General features: G+C 71.6%; 17 protein-coding genes. 8 read left to right on the forward strand and 9 right to left on the reverse strand.

Going from position 1 to position 16507, the window contains the following annotated elements:
* Window positions 1-27: 27 nt before the first annotated feature.
* Genes AQJ46_RS16530 through AQJ46_RS16540 form a run of 3 tightly spaced genes read right to left on the reverse strand, consistent with a single transcriptional unit; the run spans window position 28 to window position 2392 of the window.
* Window positions 28-303, reverse strand: coding sequence for a hypothetical protein (locus AQJ46_RS16530; RefSeq protein ID WP_057618567.1), 276 nt, complete (start codon window positions 301-303; stop codon window positions 28-30).
* Window positions 303-863 (reverse strand): sigma-70 family RNA polymerase sigma factor, encoded by a 561-nt coding sequence (locus AQJ46_RS16535; RefSeq protein ID WP_059206295.1) that lies wholly within the window; start codon window positions 861-863, stop codon window positions 303-305. Before AQJ46_RS16535 ends, AQJ46_RS16530 begins: the two co-directional genes overlap by 1 nt.
* Window positions 860-2392 carry a sodium:solute symporter family protein gene (locus AQJ46_RS16540; protein WP_059206296.1) on the reverse strand — a complete coding sequence of 511 codons (1533 nt, stop codon included), beginning with the start codon at window positions 2390-2392 and terminating at the stop codon, window positions 860-862. The genes AQJ46_RS16535 and AQJ46_RS16540 overlap by 4 nt, the downstream gene beginning before the upstream one ends.
* 179 nt (window positions 2393-2571) lie before the next feature.
* Here AQJ46_RS16540 and AQJ46_RS16545 point away from each other — a divergent pair, with 179 nt between their 5' ends.
* The 4 genes from AQJ46_RS16545 (at window position 2572) to AQJ46_RS16560 (ending at window position 6192) form a co-directional block, all read left to right on the forward strand.
* A complete protein-coding gene (locus tag AQJ46_RS16545; RefSeq protein ID WP_057618211.1) occupies window positions 2572-2787 on the forward strand; it encodes a DUF3311 domain-containing protein in 216 nt (71 codons plus the stop codon).
* 47 nt (window positions 2788-2834) lie between these two features.
* A complete protein-coding gene (locus tag AQJ46_RS16550; RefSeq protein ID WP_059206297.1) occupies window positions 2835-4985 on the forward strand; it encodes a carbon starvation CstA family protein in 2151 nt (716 codons plus the stop codon).
* On the forward strand, window positions 4982-5182 hold the full coding sequence (locus AQJ46_RS16555) for a YbdD/YjiX family protein (protein ID WP_404828446.1): 201 nt from the start codon (window positions 4982-4984) through the stop codon (window positions 5180-5182). Before AQJ46_RS16550 ends, AQJ46_RS16555 begins: the two co-directional genes overlap by 4 nt.
* A 62-nt stretch (window positions 5183-5244) precedes the next feature.
* Window positions 5245-6192 carry a hypothetical protein gene (locus tag AQJ46_RS16560; RefSeq protein WP_059206298.1) on the forward strand — a complete coding sequence of 316 codons (948 nt, stop codon included), beginning with the start codon at window positions 5245-5247 and terminating at the stop codon, window positions 6190-6192.
* 463 nt (window positions 6193-6655) lie between these two features.
* On the opposite strand, the gene AQJ46_RS16565 is transcribed toward AQJ46_RS16560, so the two are convergent.
* The 3 genes from AQJ46_RS16565 to AQJ46_RS16575 all read right to left on the reverse strand — a co-directional run bounded on the left by AQJ46_RS16565 (window position 6656) and on the right by AQJ46_RS16575 (window position 8816).
* Window positions 6656-7453 carry an SURF1 family cytochrome oxidase biogenesis protein gene (locus AQJ46_RS16565; protein WP_059206299.1) on the reverse strand — a complete coding sequence of 266 codons (798 nt, stop codon included), beginning with the start codon at window positions 7451-7453 and terminating at the stop codon, window positions 6656-6658.
* A 48-nt stretch (window positions 7454-7501) separates the two neighbouring features.
* The gene (locus tag AQJ46_RS16570) at window positions 7502-7735 is read right to left on the reverse strand and encodes a hypothetical protein (protein ID WP_079072294.1); all 234 of its coding nucleotides are present in this window, start codon (window positions 7733-7735) and stop codon (window positions 7502-7504) included.
* Between the two features lie 97 nt (window positions 7736-7832).
* Window positions 7833-8816 (reverse strand): DEDDh family exonuclease, encoded by a 984-nt coding sequence (locus AQJ46_RS16575; protein ID WP_059206300.1) that lies wholly within the window; start codon window positions 8814-8816, stop codon window positions 7833-7835.
* Between the two features lie 88 nt (window positions 8817-8904).
* Between AQJ46_RS16575 and AQJ46_RS16580 the strand changes: the two genes are divergently transcribed.
* The 4 genes from AQJ46_RS16580 to AQJ46_RS16595 all read left to right on the forward strand — a co-directional run bounded on the left by AQJ46_RS16580 (window position 8905) and on the right by AQJ46_RS16595 (window position 12396).
* A complete protein-coding gene (locus AQJ46_RS16580; protein ID WP_059206301.1) occupies window positions 8905-9618 on the forward strand; it encodes a VIT1/CCC1 transporter family protein in 714 nt (237 codons plus the stop codon).
* 134 nt (window positions 9619-9752) lie between these two features.
* A complete protein-coding gene (locus AQJ46_RS16585) occupies window positions 9753-10619 on the forward strand; it encodes a sterol desaturase family protein (RefSeq protein ID WP_059206302.1) in 867 nt (288 codons plus the stop codon).
* Window positions 10616-11317, forward strand: coding sequence for a lysoplasmalogenase (locus AQJ46_RS16590; protein WP_059206303.1), 702 nt, complete (start codon window positions 10616-10618; stop codon window positions 11315-11317). Before AQJ46_RS16585 ends, AQJ46_RS16590 begins: the two co-directional genes overlap by 4 nt.
* Window positions 11318-11352: 35 nt before the next feature.
* On the forward strand, window positions 11353-12396 hold the full coding sequence (locus AQJ46_RS16595; protein ID WP_059206304.1) for a zinc-dependent alcohol dehydrogenase family protein: 1044 nt from the start codon (window positions 11353-11355) through the stop codon (window positions 12394-12396).
* Between the two features lie 17 nt (window positions 12397-12413).
* Here AQJ46_RS16595 and AQJ46_RS16600 read toward each other — a convergent pair whose 3' ends face one another.
* From AQJ46_RS16600 to AQJ46_RS16610, 3 genes are all read right to left on the reverse strand, one after another.
* Entirely contained in the window at window positions 12414-13421 is a 1008-nt protein-coding gene (locus AQJ46_RS16600; protein ID WP_059206305.1) for a CopD family protein, read from the reverse strand.
* Between the two features lie 111 nt (window positions 13422-13532).
* Entirely contained in the window at window positions 13533-14855 is a 1323-nt protein-coding gene (locus tag AQJ46_RS16605; RefSeq protein WP_059206306.1) for a CoA transferase, read from the reverse strand.
* Between the two features lie 43 nt (window positions 14856-14898).
* Window positions 14899-16464 carry a S8 family peptidase gene (locus AQJ46_RS16610; RefSeq protein ID WP_059206307.1) on the reverse strand — a complete coding sequence of 522 codons (1566 nt, stop codon included), beginning with the start codon at window positions 16462-16464 and terminating at the stop codon, window positions 14899-14901.
* Window positions 16465-16507: the final 43 nt, after the last annotated feature.

Raw genomic sequence — 16507 nt, forward strand, 5'->3', positions numbered from 1 at the left:
CGGGTTCCCGGCCGGTCGTGCGGGCAATCAGGGGTGGGGCCGGGGGAGTGACGCCGTGGTGCCGGAGAAGATCACCCCCGGGTGGGCCGGAGTCTGGTTCAGCACCCACAGACCGATCAGCGTCGCCAGCGCGAACACCACCGCGATGAGGACGGCGAGGACGAGCCGTCGGCGGCGCTCGCGGCGCAGCCACTCGCCGCGTGCCGTGCGGTAGGCGTCGGGTGCCGCGTGTACCCCGCCCGCCAGCGCGGCCAGGGCCTCCTGGAGTTCCCGCTCGGTGCGGTCCGGACTCGCGTCGTTCATCATCGCCGGGCCTCCATCGCCTGGGTCAGGGCGGCCAGGCCGCGTGCCGTGTGGGTCTTGACGGAGCCGCTGGAGATGCCCATCGCCGAGGCGATCTCGCTCTCCTTCAGCCCGAGCCAGTGCCTGAGCACCAGCGCCTCGCGCTGCCGGGCGGGCAGTTGCTGGAGCGCGTCGATGAGGACGCGCTGGTCGTCGTGGAGGAGCGCGGTGCTCTCGGCGGAGGCGACGAGTTCGGTGGAGGGGGCCTCGACGTGTCTGCGGGCGACCTGGAGGTGCCGTATCCGCATCCGCGTCAGATTGCAGACCGTGGAGCGCAGATAGGCCTCCGCGGCCTCGGTGTCCCTCAGGCGCCGCCACTTCCGGTAGATCTGGTAGTAGGCCTCGGCGACCACGTTCTCCGGGTCGTCGGCGCCGAGCAGCACGGCGAGGCGGAGCATCGAGGCGTAGTGCAGCTCGAAAAGGCGGGCCACACCGGCCTCGCGCTCCAGCTCGGCCGGGTCGGCCACCGCGGGGACGAGCGGGACGGGACCGGGGGTGCCGTGTCTCAGATGCTGTCTCACGGGTTGTTCGCTCCCGTCTCGGGGCGCCGCCTGACGGTCAGGCGCGACGGTAGGTCGGTCAGGTCGGCGCCGCGCGGGACGCCGAGCCGGTCGAGGGCCGCGGTTCCGGCCAGGGCGACGGTCAGGTTGAGTAGGAGGGCGACGAGACCGGCGTAGATCTGGAAGGGCCCGCTGCCGAGCGAGGAGAAGCCCTCGCGGACGACGAGGAAGGTGCCGGCCAGCATGCCCGCGCCCCACCCGGCGAGCAGCGCCCGCGGATGCAGCCGCCCGGTGAACAGGCCCACGGCGACGGCCGGGAAGATCTGCAGGATCCAGACCCCGCCGAGCAGCTGGAGGTTGACGGCGTCCTGGTCGCGCAGCCCGAACACGAACGCCACCGCGCCCACCTTCGCCGTCAGCGACACCGCCTTGGCGATCCGCACCTGCCGTTTGGGCGTGGCCGTCGGGTGCACGTACTCGACGTAGACGTTGCGCACGAAACTGGTGGCCGCCGCGATCGACATGACCGCGGCCGGGACCAGCGCCCCCACGGTGATCGCGCCGAACACCAGCCCGGCCAGCGGCCCCGGCATCAACCGGTCCACCAGCATCGGTACGGCCGTCTCGGCGCCGCCCTCCGGTGCCCGCACCCCGGCCGCGAGTGCCGCGATGCCCAGGAACCCGAAGAGCGCGAGCAGCCCGGTCCAGGCGGGGAGCGCCACGACGACCTTGCGCAGGGTGCGCGGGCCGTCGGCGGCGAAACCCGCGGTCAGGACGTGCGGGTACATCAGCAGGGCGAGGGCGGAGCCGAGGGCGAGGGTGGCGTAGGCCGGCTGCTGTTCCGGGGAGAGGAGGAGGGCCGGCCCGCCCAGGCGCTCGGCGGCCCCGTCGAACACCGCGCCCGGACCGCCGAGCCGTTCCAGGGTCAGCCAGGTGACGGCGGTGAGCGAGACGAACACGGCGACCGCCTTGAGCGCGGAGATCACGGTGGGCGCCCGCAACCCGTGCCGGTAGGTGGCCACCGCGAGGCCCGCGAACAGCGCCACCATCACCAGGTCACCGGTTGCGCCCCGCGGATACACGCCCCCCGCGGTCAGCACCGCCCTTATCCCGAGCAGTTGCAGCGCCAGGTACGGCATCGTCGCGAGGATCCCGGTCAGCGCGACCACCAGCGCCAGCGGCGGCGAACCGTAGCGGCCGCGCACGAAGTCGGCGGCGGTGATGTAGCCGTGCCGGCGGGCCACCTCGCCCAGGCGGCTGAGCAGCACGAAGGCGATCGGGCACACGATCACCGTGTACGGCACCGCGAAGAAGGCGGCCGCGCCGTTGCCGTACGCCAGTCCCGGTACGGCGGTGAAGGTGTACGCGGTGAAGATCGTGCCGCCCAGCAGCAGCCAGGTCCACACCGGGCCGAGGCTGCGGTCGGCCAGCGCCCAGCCCTCCAGGGACGGCAGCCGGTCGCTGGGGCGCAGCCGGCGCGCGGTCACGGCGAGCAGCGACGCTCCGCCGATCACGGCGAGAAACGTCGCGGTCATGGCGCTGTCGGCCATGGTCACCGTCCTTGGTGTGCCCGCAGGTATGGCTTGACCCTCGCGCAAGAGTTGCGCGGGCGGCCGGTTCGGAGGACACGGAACCGGCCGGAAAACTTCTGGACATTCGCTGTCAACCGTCGGCGACGGGTGGGCAACTCTTGCACAGACCCACAGCGATGGGGAGAGGAGCGCAGGTCATGGCACGGACCGGTCATCACCGGCTACGGCGCGTCGCGATCGCCGTACTGCTGCTCGCACCCGCCGCGGGACTGCTGTGGGTTCCGATGTACGCCGGTGCGGAGCCGCGCCTTGCGGGCACGCCGTTCTTCTACTGGTACCAGCTCGCCTGGGTGCCGGGGTGCGGTCTGTGCCTGCTCGCCGCGTATGCGCTGACGGACCGACATCGCCGCTGAGTCTCTCTGTGCCTTTCCCGTTCCACCGTTTCCGGTGAGGAGCCGCCATGCCCGAGACCGTCCTTCAGCCTGCCCTCAAGGCGCCTGAAAAATCACGTATGTCACCTCGGTCGATCCTGCTGTGGGCCGTCGTCGCGCTGCTCGGCGCGGTCGCCTGGGGCGTGCTCGCGCTGGCCCGGGGCGAGAAGATCTCCGCCGTCTGGCTGGTCGTCGCCGCGCTCGGCTCGTACGCGATCGCCTACCGCTTCTACTCCCGGTTCATCGCCCGCCGCGTCCTGAAGCCGGACGACCGCCGCGCCACTCCGGCCGAACGCCTGGAGGACGGCGTCGACTTCCACCCCACCGACAAGCGGGTGCTCCTCGGCCACCACTTCGCGGCCATCGCGGGCGCCGGACCACTGGTCGGCCCGGTGCTGGCAGCCCAGATGGGATATCTGCCGGGCACGCTGTGGATCGTCGCCGGAGTGATCTTCGCGGGGGCCGTACAGGACATGGTCGTGCTGTTCCTGTCCATGCGGCGGGACGGCACGTCGCTCGGGCAGATGGCCCGGGACGAGATCGGCCGGGCGGGCGGCGCGGCCGCGCTGGTCGCGGTCTTCGCCATCATGATCATCCTGCTCGGCGTGCTGGCCCTGGTCGTGGTCAACGCCCTCGCGCACTCCCCGTGGGGCACCTTCTCCGTCGCCATGACCATCCCGATCGCCCTGTTCATGGGCTTCTGGATGCACCGCATCCGCCCCGGCCGGGTCGTGGAGACCAGTTTCATCGGCGTCGCGCTGCTGCTGCTCGCGATCGCCGGCGGCAGCTGGGTCCAGAACTCCTCGCTGGCCTCCACCTTCACCCTGAGCCCGACGACCCTGGTCTTCTGCCTGGTCGGCTACGGCTTCGTGGCGTCGGTCCTCCCGGTCTGGATGCTCCTGGCCCCCCGCGACTACCTCTCCACCTTCATGAAGATCGGCACCATCGCGCTGCTGGCCGTCGGTGTCGTGGTCGCCGCCCCGGTGCTGCGCGCGGACGCGGTGAGCGACTTCGCCACATCGGGTGCGGGGCCGGTGTTCGCGGGCTCGCTGTTCCCCTTCCTGTTCATCACCATCGCCTGTGGCGCGTTGTCCGGCTTCCACGCGCTGGTCTCCTCCGGTACGACGCCGAAGCTGATCGAGAAGGAGTCGCAGGTCCGTCTCATCGGTTACGGCGCCATGCTGATGGAGTCGTTCGTGGCGATCATGGCGCTGATCGCGGCGGCGACCCTGGAGCCCGGCCTGTACTACGCGATGAACGCCCCGGCGGGACTGCTGGGCACGACAGCCCAGTCGGCCGCGCACGCGGTGTCGGGCCTCGGCTTCACCATCACACCCGACCAGCTGACCCAGGCCGCCAAGGCGGTCGAGGAACAGTCGCTGATCGCCCGGTCCGGAGGCGCCCCGACCCTCGCGGTCGGCATGTCGGAGATCTTCTCCGGGGTGTTCGGCGGTACCGCCATGAAGGCCTTCTGGTACCACTTCGCGATCATGTTCGAGGCGCTGTTCATCCTGACCACGGTGGACGCGGGTACGCGCGTCGGCCGCTTCATGCTCCAGGACATGCTCGGCAACGTGTGGAAGCCGGTCGGCCGGGTCAACTGGAAGCCGGGCATCTGGCTGTGCAGCGCTCTGGTGGTGGCGGCCTGGGGCTACTTCCTCTACACCGGAGCCACCGACCCCCTGGGTGGCATCAACCAGCTCTTCCCGCTCTTCGGCATCGCGAACCAGCTGCTGGCCGCGATCGCGCTGACCGTGTGCACCACTGTCCTCGTCAAGTCCGGGAAGCTGCGCTGGGCGTGGGTCACCGGGGTCCCGCTGGCCTGGGTTGTCGCGATCACGTTCACCGCGGGCTGGCAGAAGATCTTCTCCGACGACGCTCGGGTCGGGTTCTTCGCCCAGCGGGCCAAGTACGCGGACGGCATCGACGCGGGCCAGGTGCTCGCGCCCGCCAAGACGCTCGACGACATGCACACGGTGGTCACCAACTCCACGGTCGACGGGGTGCTGATCGCCTTGTTCCTGCTGCTGGTCGCGGTCGTGATCGTCAACGCGGCGGTGGTGTGTGTGCGGGCCGTCCGGGCGCCGGGGGCGTCGCCGACCACCGAGGCGCCGTATGTCGAGTCACGGATCGACGTGCCCGAGCAGGCCGGTGAGGCGCTCGTGGGAGTGCGCTCGTGACGGTGCCCGTGAGGGCGCGGCGGTGGGCGCGGGCCGTCCGGTGGTACCTGCGGGAGCTGACCGGGGAGGCGGAGTACGACCGCTACCGCGAGCGGCATCTGCGCCACCATCCGCGCGCGCCGGTACCCACTCGACGGGAGTACGAGGTGCTGCGCACCCGGCACCGGGAGGCTCATCCGCAGGGGCGGTGCTGCTGACGCCGCCGTCGTGGACCACGGGGCGGGCACACCGCCCGCCCCTCTCACCTTTCGGGACCGAGATGTTCAGACGCCGCACCGCCCTGCTGGTCCACCCCGCCCTCGACGACGACGCGCTGCACGCGACGCTGACCGAACTCCGGCCCACCCCTCAACTGCACGGCCTCGGCGCGGGTTCCAGCCGTCCGCTCTGGCAGCCCGTCGCCGACCTGCTGCGGGACACGGGGAGGGACTGGGATCGCCGGTGGCACCGGATGTCCGTACTGGCGGACCTCTTGCCGCCCGCGGTGTGCGAGCGGTGGATCAGCGAACGGCCCGGCGACGGGGACGCGCTGGTGTTGTGGGCCTGTGTCCGGTGTGTACGGCGGGCCCCGGCCGACGGGTGGACCGCTGCCCGGGACGCCGAGCGGGCGTGTCTGCGTGCCGCCGAGGTCTGTCCTGGGGATCCGACGCCCTGGCTGGCCCTGCTCGGGCTGATGCACTCCCTCGCCGTGCCGCCCCGGGACGCGGTGCCCGTCTGGACCGAGGCCGTCACCCGTGCTCCGTGGCACCGGGGCGCCTACCACCGGTTGCTGGGCTATCTGTCCCCGCGCGGACACGGCTCGGTCGCCGACATGATGGACTTCGCCCGGCAAGGTGCCGCCCGCGCCCCGCACGGCTCGCCCCTCGCCCTGCTCCCCGTGGCGGCCCGCGTCGAGCTCGTCGCCCACCGGCAGCGGCAGACGTCCCTCGGGGCCGACAGCCACTGGAACGAACCCCTGGCCGACGCGGAGATCGAGTCGGCCCTGACCGACTGGTTCCACACCGCCGCGCCCCCGCACGCCGAGGCCGTCGCCGACCTCAACATCCTGGCCTTCGCCCTCGTCCGCGCACACCGCCCGTCCGACACGGCACCCGTGTTCCGGCGGATCGGCCGCCGAATGACCCCACATCCGTGGGAGCTGCTCCCCGAGCCGGAGCGCACGTTTCTCTATTGGCGGGACCGGGACCGGGGTCGTCCGGGCCGGTGAGGGGGAGAGCGCGGTTGGTGCGTCGAGGTCGGGGCTGTGGGGTGTGAGGCCGGGCTGCTGGTCACTGTGCGGGTGGGCGGGTCCACCACGCCGCGGCCGATGCGTCACCTGCGGCTGACGTAGGACCGGGCCGGTGGGGCGGACCCTGCGGCCGGTGTCGAGGTCGGGGCGATGGGGCGCACCCGGCCGGTGTTCGGAGGCTGGGCCGACTGGTCACACCGTGGTCGGCGGTCCGAGGTACCGGGCTGCTGGCACCGTGGGGGCGTTGTGGGGCGACCGGGTGCATCACCCCGAGGCCGGCGCTCTGAGGTCGGGCCGGTGCGTCAACCCTGCGACTGACGTGGGGCCGGGCCGGTTGACGACACTGTGGGCGACGTGGGGCCGGGCCGGTAAGCACACTGCGGTGGGCGTACGGCCGGGCCTGTTGATCACGCTGCGGGCGGCGTATGGCCGGGCCGGCGTGTCACACCGCGGCCGGCTCCGTCTTCGGTGTGCTGTCCTGCTCCGCCTTCTCCCGCCGGTCGCGGAGTTCCCGTCGTACCAGGACCACCCAGCCGACCGGAACGCCGACGGAGAACAGCCACCACTGGATGGCATAGGCGTAGTTCAGCGCGGCGTCCTCCTTGCCGGGGTCGCCACCGATCAGTTCCGGGCTGTCGCCCTTCGGCTCGGGTGCCGTCTGGGCGATGTAGCCGCCGAGCACCGTGGCGCCCAACCGCTCGGCCTCCTGCTCGCTGTTGATCAGCATGACCTGCCGGTCGGGCAGCCCCTTGAGGTTCTTGATGCCGCTCGCCGCGGTCGTCTCGTCGGGCATCAGCCGCCCCGTGACGGTGATCTCGCCCTTCGGGGGAGCGGGGATCTTCGGGAACGCGGTCTGGCTCGGCCCGTCCGAGGGGATCCACCCCCGGTTGACCAGCAGTACCTTGCCGTCGTCCAGGACGAAGGGGGTCAGGACGTGGTACCCGACCTCGTCGTCGGAGTTGGTGCGGCGCCGGACCACGACCTCGTCGTCGGTGTCGAACCGACCCTTCGCGATCACCCTGCGATACCGGTCGTGAGTGGTGACGGTGTGTCCGGGCGAGGTCATCCGCTCCACCGGCACCGGCTTCGCGGACATCGCGTCGGAGACCAGCTGGTTGCGGGCGGTGCGCTCCTCGTAGCGGTGCATCTGCCAGATGCCCAGCCTGATCATCGTGGGGATGAGAAGCAGGGCGACCAGCGAGAGGATCACCCACTGCCGGGACAACAGGAAGCGGTACACCCCACGACCGTACAACTCGGACCGCGGGGTGTTCGCACAGGGGTGTGGTCAGACCTTGTCGACGATGCCCACCCTTCCCTCCGCGCGGGCGCAGTGCGCACCGCAGAACCAGTGCCCCTCGACCTCCACACCCTGCCCGATGATCTGCACACGACAGTGCTCGCAGATCGGAGCCATCCGGTGGATCGCACAGGAGAAGCAGTCGAAGACATGCACCGCGCCCTGTGCGTGCACCTCGAAGGTCATGCCGTAGTTATTGCCGCAAACTTCGCAAGTCGCCATGCGCCACAGGGTGGGCCGTCGTCGCCCCGCGGGCGAGTCGGCGCGGGGTGAGTCGTACGGCAATCACCCGTCCGTACGGTCCCGGCCTGCCGTGCGGTCATCCCTCCGACGCCGGCTCCACATCCCTGAGAAGCTGCCCGAAGGCCGCCTCGTCGACGACCGGTGTGCCGAACTGCCGGGCCTTGACCACTTTGGACGTGCCCGAGTCCGGGTCGTTCGTGACGAGCAGACTGGTCAGCCGGGAGATGCTGGTGGCGACATGCAGCCCGGCCTCGACCGCTCGGTCCTCCAGGAGGTCGCGCTCGACCGAGGTGTCCCCGGAGAACGCGATCCGCATGCCCTGCTTGAGCGGCCTGCCGTCCTCGTAGCGCCCCGGGTTGGGGTAGGGGCACGCGGGGCGCTTGCGCGCGGGCCGCCAACTCGTCGGCCGGTAACTGCCGTAGCCGGCCGACTGCCTGGGCACCGCCCGGTCCGTCCACTCGGTCAGCGGCCGGCATTCGTGCAGGGGCAGCCGCACGCTTCGTGCGGCCGCCGCCCGCAGACTCGGCCGGAACGCCTCCGCGAGCACGCGCGCGTCGTCGAGGGCATGGTGCGCCCGCTGCTGTACGACGCCGAAGTGCGCCGCCAGCGACTCCAGCTTGTGGTTGGGCAGCGGCAGCCCCAGCTCCTTCGACAGGACGATGGTGCACAGCCGCTGACTCACCGGCGGCACCCGTCCCGCGCGCGCGTACTCGCGGGCGATCATCTGCCAGTCGAAGACGGCGTTGTGCGCGACGAGCACACGACCGTCGAGACGGGCCGAGAACTCCTCGGCGATGTCCTGGAAGAGAGGCGCGCCTTCGAGTGCCTCGCTCGTCAGCCCGTGGATCCACACCGGGCCGGGATCGCGCTCCGGATTGACCAGCGTGTACCAGTGGTCCTCGACCTCGCCGCGCGCGTCCAGCCGGTAGACGGCGGCGGAGATTATCCGGTCGTCCCGGGCCAGTCCGGTGGTCTCCACGTCGACGACCGCGTATCCCTGCGGATACACGGACGGCCACGTCGTGGGGGAGGACGCTGCGGTCGTCTGGTCTTCGAGCATGGTTCATGAGGATACGGGCCGCGACTGACAGTCCCTCACGGTGGCGTCGGTGCCCGGCTCGCGACGACCGGGGTGCCATCCTCCGGAGATGACCGAACCCACGCACGACGAGGCCCACGGCGGCACGCTCGGCGCCCGCCTCAACTGGCTGCGGGCGGCCGTCCTCGGCGCCAACGACGGCATCGTCTCCACGGCGGGACTGGTCGTCGGCGTGGCCGGCGCGACGAGCGACCGCGCGGCGTTGCTGACGGCGGGTCTGGCGGGCCTGCTGGCCGGCTCGATGTCCATGGCGGCCGGGGAGTACGTGTCCGTGTCGACCCAGCGCGACTCCGAGATGGCCGCGCTGGCGGTGGAGAAAAGGGAGTTGAGGGAACAGCCGGAGGCGGAGCTGGAGGAGTTGACGGACCTTCTGGAGGAACGGGGGCTGTCGCGCGACGTGGCCCGTGAGGCGGCGGAACAACTGACGGAACGTGACGCACTGCGGGCTCACGCGCGCGTGGAGCTCGGCATCGATCCGGACGACCTGACGAACCCCTGGCACGCGGCCTGGGCGAGCTTCCTGGCGTTCACTGCGGGGGCGTTGCTGCCCCTGCTCGCCATCGTGCTGCCTCCGTCGGGGTGGCGGGTACCGGTGACGGTGGTGTCGGTGGTGGCGGCGCTGGTGCTGACCGGCTGGAGCAGCGCACGCTTGGGGGCGGCGGCCGCGGGGCGGGCGGTGGTGCGGAACGTGGGGGGCGGGGTGCTGGCGATGGGGGTCACGTACGGCGTGGGGGTGTTGTTGGGGGCGGCGGGGGTCAGTTGACGTGGAGGCGGTCCGGAACAACCGCCTACTGACACCCCTTGGCGGAGATCGCCAAGAAGCAAGCGCGTACCACCGGTAATACTTGTGGGTAACAACGTCTAGCCGCGCCCGACCGGCGGTTCTACGGTGCACGCATGCCGAACCTCCCCGACGTCGTGGTCTGGTCCATACCCGCCTTCGTCCTGCTCACCGTCATCGAAATGATCAGCGTCCGCGTCCATCCCGACGAGGACGCCGCCGGCTACGAGACGAAGGACGCCGCCACCAGCATCGGCATGGGACTCGGCAGCCTCTTCTTCGACTTCCTGTGGAAGATCCCGATCGTGGCCCTCTACACGGCCCTGTACGAACTCACCCCGCTCCGCGTCCCCGTCCTGTGGTGGACGGTCCCCCTGATGCTGCTCGGGCAGGACTTCTTCTACTACTGGTCCCACCGCGGCCACCACGTCATCCGCATCCTGTGGGCCTGCCACGTCGTCCACCACTCCAGCCGGAAGTTCAACCTCACCACCGCGCTGCGCCAGCCCTGGACCACCCTGACCGTCTGGCCGTTCTACGTCCCCCTCGTCGCCGCCGGCGTCCACCCGGCCGCGCTCGCCTTCTGCTCCTCCGCGAACCTCGTCTACCAGTTCTGGATCCACACCGAACGCATCGACAAGATGCCCCGCTGGTTCGAGTTCGTCTTCAACACCCCGTCCCACCACCGCGTCCACCACGCCTCCCAGGGCGGCTACCTGGACCGCAACTTCGGCGGGATCCTCATCGTCTGGGACCGGCTCTTCGGCTCGTTCGTTGCCGAGACCGAACGGCCCGTCTACGGGTTGACCAAGAACATCAACACGTTCAACCCGATCAAGGTGGCCACCCACGAGTACGTAGCGATCATCAAGGACGTCAAGAAGGCGCGGAGTTGGCGCGAGCGGGCGGGACGCGTCTTCAGGGGGCCGGGCTGGGCACCGGCACCGATACCGGAGACGGCCGAGGAGACCGTGCCCGCGTGAGGATCCCGAGCGCCCACGGAACCCACCGCACCCGCCACGCACTCCTCGCGGTCTTCGCCCTCGCCGTCGTCGTCGACCTCACTTCCCTGGCCACCGGCTTCGCTCCCGGGCACGCCGTCGCCAAGCCCCTTCTGATGCCCCTCCTGGCCGCGTACTCCGTCGTGTCCGCGGCGCCCCGGTTCCTGGTCGCCGCCCTTCTGTTCGGCTGGGGCGGCGACGTCCTGCTGCTGTCCGACGCCGACCCCGCCTTCCTCGCCGGCATGGCCTCCTTCGCGGCGGGCCACGTCTGCTACCTCGCGCTCTTCCAGGCGTACGGCAGCCCACGCGCGCGTGCCGGCCTCCTCGCACCCGCCTACGCCACCGCGCTCGTCGTCACCGTCGTGGCCCTGTGGCCGGACCTGCCCGCCGGACTGCGCGTGCCCGTCGCCGGCTACAGCGTCCTGCTCACGACCATGGCGTGCGCGTCGGCCGTGCGGTTCGGGGCGCTCTCCGGACTCGGCGGCGCGCTCTTCCTCCTCTCGGACACCCTCATCGCGACCGGCGTCGCCGACTGGCCCCAGCTTCCCCGGCCCGATTTCTGGATCATGCTCACGTACAGTGCCGCGCAGTTCCTGCTGGCCAGTGGCACCCTTCGAGCCCTCGAAGCGCGCCCGGGACCGCTGGCGACGTACGGTGAGATGCGCTCGACCACCCCCTGAGCGTCCTCACAACTCGCACGAGAAGGATCCTCGCCATGCGCGCCACCACCATCCACGCCCCGTACGACATGCGCGTGGAGGACGTGCCCGAGCCCGTGGTGCAGCTGCCCACCGACGCCGTCCTCCGGGTGCTGCGCGCCTGCATCTGCGGCAGCGACCTGTGGGCCTACCGCGGCGAGGCGGCCCGGAAGCCGGGGCAGCGGATCGGCCACGAGTTCCTCGGCATCGTGGAGGAGACCGGCTCCGAGGTCGGCAGCGTCCGCCGCGGTGACCTCGTCGTCGCGCCCTTCATGTGGTCCGACGGGGTCTGCGACTACTGCCGCGAGGGCCTGACCACCTCCTGCGAGCACGGTGGATTCTGGGGTTCCGTCGGCTACGACGGCGGCCAGGGCGAGGCCGTGCGCGTCCCCTTCGCCGACGGCACCCTCGTACGGCTGCCCAAGGAGGCGGCTTCCGACGACCGCCTGCTGTCCTCCCTGCTGACTCTCTCCGACGTCCTGGGCACCGGTCACCACGCGGCCCTCGGCGCCGGAGCCCGCCCGGGCGCCACGGTCGCCGTCGTCGGCGACGGGGCCGTCGGCCTGTGCGCGGTGCTCGCGGCCAAGCGGCTCGGCGCCGAACGGATCATCGCCCTGGGCCGGCACCAGGTCCGCACCGACATCGCGCGCCGCTTCGGTGCCACCGACGTCGTCGCCGAGCGCGGGGACGCGGCCCTCGAGGCAGTCCGCGAACTCACCCGCGGCCAGGGCGCGCACGCCGTCGTCGAGGCCGTCGGCACCGAACAGTCCATGCGGACGGCTGTCGGCATCACCCGCGACGGCGGTGCCATCGGCTTCGTCGGTGTGCCGCACGGCAGCGCCACCGGCGTCGACCTCGGCGTCATGTTCGACCGGAACATCGCCCTGCGCGGCGGGGTCGCGCCGGTCCGGGCCTACATCCCCGAGCTGCTGCCCGACGTCCTGGACGGCACCGTCGACGCGTCGCCCGTCTTCGACATGACCGTCGACCTGGAGGGCGTCCCCGCCGGCTACAAGGCCATGGACGAGCGCACCGCCCTCAAGGTCCTCGTCACCAACTAGCGCTCACCGAGCAGCTTTCACCAGCGGATCGGCAGCGGCAGCGCCGTCAGCAGCCCCGAGAGGACGACCACGAGACCGAGGGCGACGACCTCCGCCCGTGCGGGGGCACAGGCGGTCAGCGATGCGGGGGCGCGGTGCAGCCGGATCCGGGCCCACAGCGCGAGAGCGGCGACGACCGCCACGAGGAGCACCTTGGCGAGCAGCGTGCGCCCGTAGGCGGTGTCCGTCAGCTGGTCCAGAATCGTGCCGGGCGGCATCCGGCGCAGCGAACTGCACACACCGGTCGCGGTGATGGCGGCGAGCAGAACGGCCGCCACACGCGCGTAGAGCCCGAGCAGCGCCGCGCCCGGCTCCGCGGGGCCCCAGTGGCGCAGCGTCCGCAGCACCCGCAGCAGTCCGCCCGCCCACAGCGCCGCGCACGTCAGATGAACCAGCGTCAGCCCGGAGCCGGTCAGCGGACTGAGTTGGGTCGGGGGATGGGCGCGCAGGGCCTCCGCCACCACCACGGCCGCCAGGGGCCACACCTGGGTGGCCGGGCGGGCCGAACGGGCGCACAGGCCGGCCACCAGGAACGCGTTGACCTCCAAGAGCGCCAACTTGCCGTCCCGCGACTCGTACAGACCGCCGACGTTGATCTCGGCAAGGCTGTGCGGCACCAGATTGCCGGTCGCCACGAACGACGCCAGACCCAGCGCGGCGAGGAAACCGGCGGCGGCCGCATAAGGGGCCCAGGAGCGCGGCACGTCCGGCGGGGCATCGGGCACGGAGCGGGCCAGCCGGCCCACGAACAGCTCGCCCAGCGGCACACACAGCGCCGCGAACAGCACCGCCCGCAACAGGGCCACCCCGCCGGCCCCGGGCGCGGCGGCCTCCCCGGTGCCGTGCAGCGCGGCGGACGGCCCCAACAGCGGTATCGCTACGGCGAGTACCGCCAGGAGGAGGACGGCGACCGCCCGGCCGGTGCCGGGACGGCGGGTGGGGTCGCCCGCGTCGGTCGCCTCGGAGGTGGGTCTTATCAAGGTCACCCCACGATCTTGGCCACAACGGACAGAACCGGGCAACTGCAGTGAAACAAGTGGTGGTAAGGCATTCCACCCATAGGCACGTTTCCGGTGCCGCGGTCGGTTCCGTCCCGCTCAGCGCAGGCGCGCGGGATCCGTGCCCCACGGCACCGGCGGCCGCGCCCAGTCCGCGGGACCGCCGTCGAAGGAGACCGGTGAGAGGGCGTAGCGCAGCCGTCCGAGCGCGCTGTCCGTCTCCGCCAACCAGGGCTCAGGGCCGTCGTAGGACTCGCTCACGGCGTCGGCCGCCGCGTTCCCGCCCATGCCGTCCGTCAGCCACTGGGCCGTCCGTGCCAGCGCCAGCCGCACGAACCGGCTCCCGCCCTGGTGCGACTGCTCCGTCAGCGCCCGCAGTACGGCCGCCGCCAGCAGATAACCCGTCCCGTGGTCGAGGGCCTGCGCGGGCAGCGCGCCCGGCCGATCCGGTGAACCCTCCAGTACCGCGATCCCGGTGGCCGCCTGTACGAGGCTGTCGAAGCCTCGCCGTTCACGCCATGGCCCGTACCCGCCCCACGCCGACAACTGCGCCACGACCACCCCGGGCCGCCGCTCCGCCAGCGCTTCGGGTGACAGTCCGAAGCGGTCCAAGGCGCCGGGCCGGTATCCGGTGACGACCACGTCCGCCGCCGCGAGCAGTTCCTCGAATGTCTGCCGGTCGGCGGCCAGGTCCAGCGTCGCCGACCGTTTCCCGAAACCCGTGTCGGCGTGCTGGTCCGGCAGTTCGGGCAGCCCGGGCGCGTCCAGGCGCAGGACGTCCGCGCCGAGCAGAGCGAGGGTGCGGGTGGCGACCGGCCCCGCGAGAACCCGCGTCAGGTCCAGGACGCGCAGGCCGGCGGCCGGCAGCAGGGGAGAGGTGCCGACCGGCGCGAACGCACGCGCGCGTGCCGTGTCCAGTCGCCCCCGCTCGACCAGCGGCCGTTTCGCCACCTCGGCTGCCTGCGGGTGTACGGCCCACTCCTCGGGAGAGCGCAGGGCGACGGCGAGACCCCCGGCCGCGTACACGGCGTCCTCGACGTCCAGGGCGGACCGCTCGGCCAGCGCCGCCTCCACGGCCGCCGGGTCCTCCGGCACTCCCAGCGCCTGGAGCAGTCGCGCGCGGTGGTGCGGATAGTTCGCGTGGGTGCGGACCCATCCGTCCGCCGTCCGCCAGAACCGGGACAGCGGTGCGAAGTTGACCGGCTGGCGACCATTGATCAACAGATGACGTTCGCTCAGGAAAGCGGTGGCGACCGCCCCGTCGTCCACCCGCACCGTCGGCACCTCGGCGAGCGCCGCCCGCAGAGCCCCCAGCTCAGCGGCGGCCAGCGCGCACTCGCCAACACAAGTCCGCGCCAGCTGCTGTGCGGGAAGGCGCCCCTGAAGAGCGCCCTCCCGCACCACAAACTTGATTCCCGTCATGACTGCACTATGCAGTATTGACGCAATCAATATATGGAGGGACCTACTTCGTCACCGCGTCCAGTGCGTCCACCGTGCCCCAGCCGTAGAAGCCGTTGCGGTTCTTGGACCCCTCGCACACCGCGTCGACCTTGCCGTCGCCGTTGATGTCGTAGGGATCCGTGCACGGCGTGGCGTCGGCCTCGGCGTACAGCAGCGCCTTCACCAGGGCCGGCGGAGCGTACGGGTGCGTCGACTTGATCAGGGCGGCCACGGCCGCGGCGTGCGGCGAGGCCATCGACGTACCGGCCATGTAGCCCCACTTGCCGCCGGGCAGCGTGCCCAGGATGAGCCCGCTGGTCGCGGGCGGCTGGGGCGTCTGGTATGCCGTCGAGTCACCGCCGGGCGCGGCGACGTCGATGACACCCAGGCCGTGGTTGGAGAAGGACGACTTGATGCCCTTGGCGCCGGTCGCCGCGACCGTCACGACACCCGGCAGCTGGGTCGGTATGTCGAAGCACTTCGACGGGTCGATCACCCGGTCCGAGGGCGTGCCGTCGTTCGGCGAGACCGGGTCGGTGATCTCGTCGGCCGCGAGGTCGTAGTTCTCGTTGCCGGCCGCGGCGACGTTCACCACGCCCTTCTTCTCCGCGTACCGCGTGGCCCGGGTGATGGCGTCCACGAGGGCCTTCTGGTCCGGGTCGTCGGTGCAGTTGAAGTACCACGGGTCGGTGTAATAGCTGTTGTTGGTGACGTCGACCCCGTGCGTGGCCGCCCACACGAAGCCGCAGACCACGGCCTCCGTGTAGAAGTAACCGGCGGTGGTCGACACCTTGATGCCCGCCACCTTCACGCCGGGCGCGACACCCGTCATACCGACGCCGTTCTTGGCGGCCGCGATCTCACCTGCCACGTGCGTGCCGTGCGGGCTCTCCGCGGCGCTCGGCCGCCACGCCCCGTCGGCGGTGTCCGGCTTGCCCGTCACGCAGTTGACCGACGCGGCCCGGTCGAAGTTCGGCGCGAGGTCCGGGTGGGTGTCGTCCACGCCGGTGTCGATCACGGCGACGGTCACCTTGCTGCTGCCGAGCGACTTCTCGTGCGCCTTGTCCGCCTTGATGGCGGGCAGGTCCCACTGCAAGGACTCCAGCGGGTCCTGGCCGGCGCCGGCGGCGGCCTGCGCGGCGGCCAGCTGCGCCGAGTTGAGCGCCTTCGGCGTCCCCTCGTCGGTCGTCGACTGCGCGGGCAGCGGCGCGTTGCGCGTGTTGCCGGCCGACTCGACCCCGCGGACCTTGCGGATCGTCTTGGCGAAGTCGGAGTTCGACGAGTGGACGACGATCACGCCGATCTGGTCGTACGACGTCACGATCGTGCCGCCGGCCGCGGCGATGGCCTTCTTCACTTGGGCGGAAGGGCCGTGCCCGGGGCGGACGTTGACGACGTAGCTGAGCGCCGTGCCGTCCGCGTCGGCGGAGGCGAGGACGTCGCTGACGGCACCGGTGACACCGGCCGTGGTGCCGGGCAGACCGGCCGCGGACGCCGTGGCGCCCGGCAGGAACGCCATGGCCGTCGCCATGGCCATACCGAGCGGGATCGCGAGCGCGCGCCGATGGCGCGAGTGGGGCCCTGTCATGATGAGACTCTCTCCAGTTCGTATGCGGGACAAGCGGTACGTG

Source organism: Streptomyces canus (assembly GCF_001514145.1).
In the GTDB taxonomy this organism is placed as follows: Bacteria; Actinomycetota; Actinomycetes; order Streptomycetales; family Streptomycetaceae; genus Streptomyces; species Streptomyces canus.

Excerpts from the sequence above, each read along its gene's own strand:
- AQJ46_RS16585 (WP_059206302.1), top strand. The coding sequence starts at position 9,753 with ATGCCGAACCTCCCCGACGTCGTGGTCTGGTCCATACCCGCCTTCGTC.
- AQJ46_RS16530 (WP_057618567.1), bottom strand. The coding sequence starts at position 303 with ATGAACGACGCGAGTCCGGACCGCACCGAGCGGGAACTCCAGGAGGCC.
- AQJ46_RS16540 (WP_059206296.1), bottom strand. The coding sequence starts at position 2,392 with ATGGCCGACAGCGCCATGACCGCGACGTTTCTCGCCGTGATCGGCGGA.
- AQJ46_RS16605 (WP_059206306.1), bottom strand. The coding sequence starts at position 14,855 with ATGACGGGAATCAAGTTTGTGGTGCGGGAGGGCGCTCTTCAGGGGCGC.
- AQJ46_RS16570 (WP_079072294.1), bottom strand. The coding sequence starts at position 7,735 with ATGGCGACTTGCGAAGTTTGCGGCAATAACTACGGCATGACCTTCGAG.
- AQJ46_RS16595 (WP_059206304.1), top strand. The coding sequence starts at position 11,353 with ATGCGCGCCACCACCATCCACGCCCCGTACGACATGCGCGTGGAGGAC.
- AQJ46_RS16560 (WP_059206298.1), top strand. The coding sequence starts at position 5,245 with ATGTTCAGACGCCGCACCGCCCTGCTGGTCCACCCCGCCCTCGACGAC.
- AQJ46_RS16545 (WP_057618211.1), top strand. The coding sequence starts at position 2,572 with ATGGCACGGACCGGTCATCACCGGCTACGGCGCGTCGCGATCGCCGTA.
- AQJ46_RS16580 (WP_059206301.1), top strand. The coding sequence starts at position 8,905 with ATGACCGAACCCACGCACGACGAGGCCCACGGCGGCACGCTCGGCGCC.
- AQJ46_RS16550 (WP_059206297.1), top strand. The coding sequence starts at position 2,835 with ATGCCCGAGACCGTCCTTCAGCCTGCCCTCAAGGCGCCTGAAAAATCA.
- AQJ46_RS16575 (WP_059206300.1), bottom strand. The coding sequence starts at position 8,816 with ATGCTCGAAGACCAGACGACCGCAGCGTCCTCCCCCACGACGTGGCCG.
- AQJ46_RS16610 (WP_059206307.1), bottom strand. The coding sequence starts at position 16,464 with ATGACAGGGCCCCACTCGCGCCATCGGCGCGCGCTCGCGATCCCGCTC.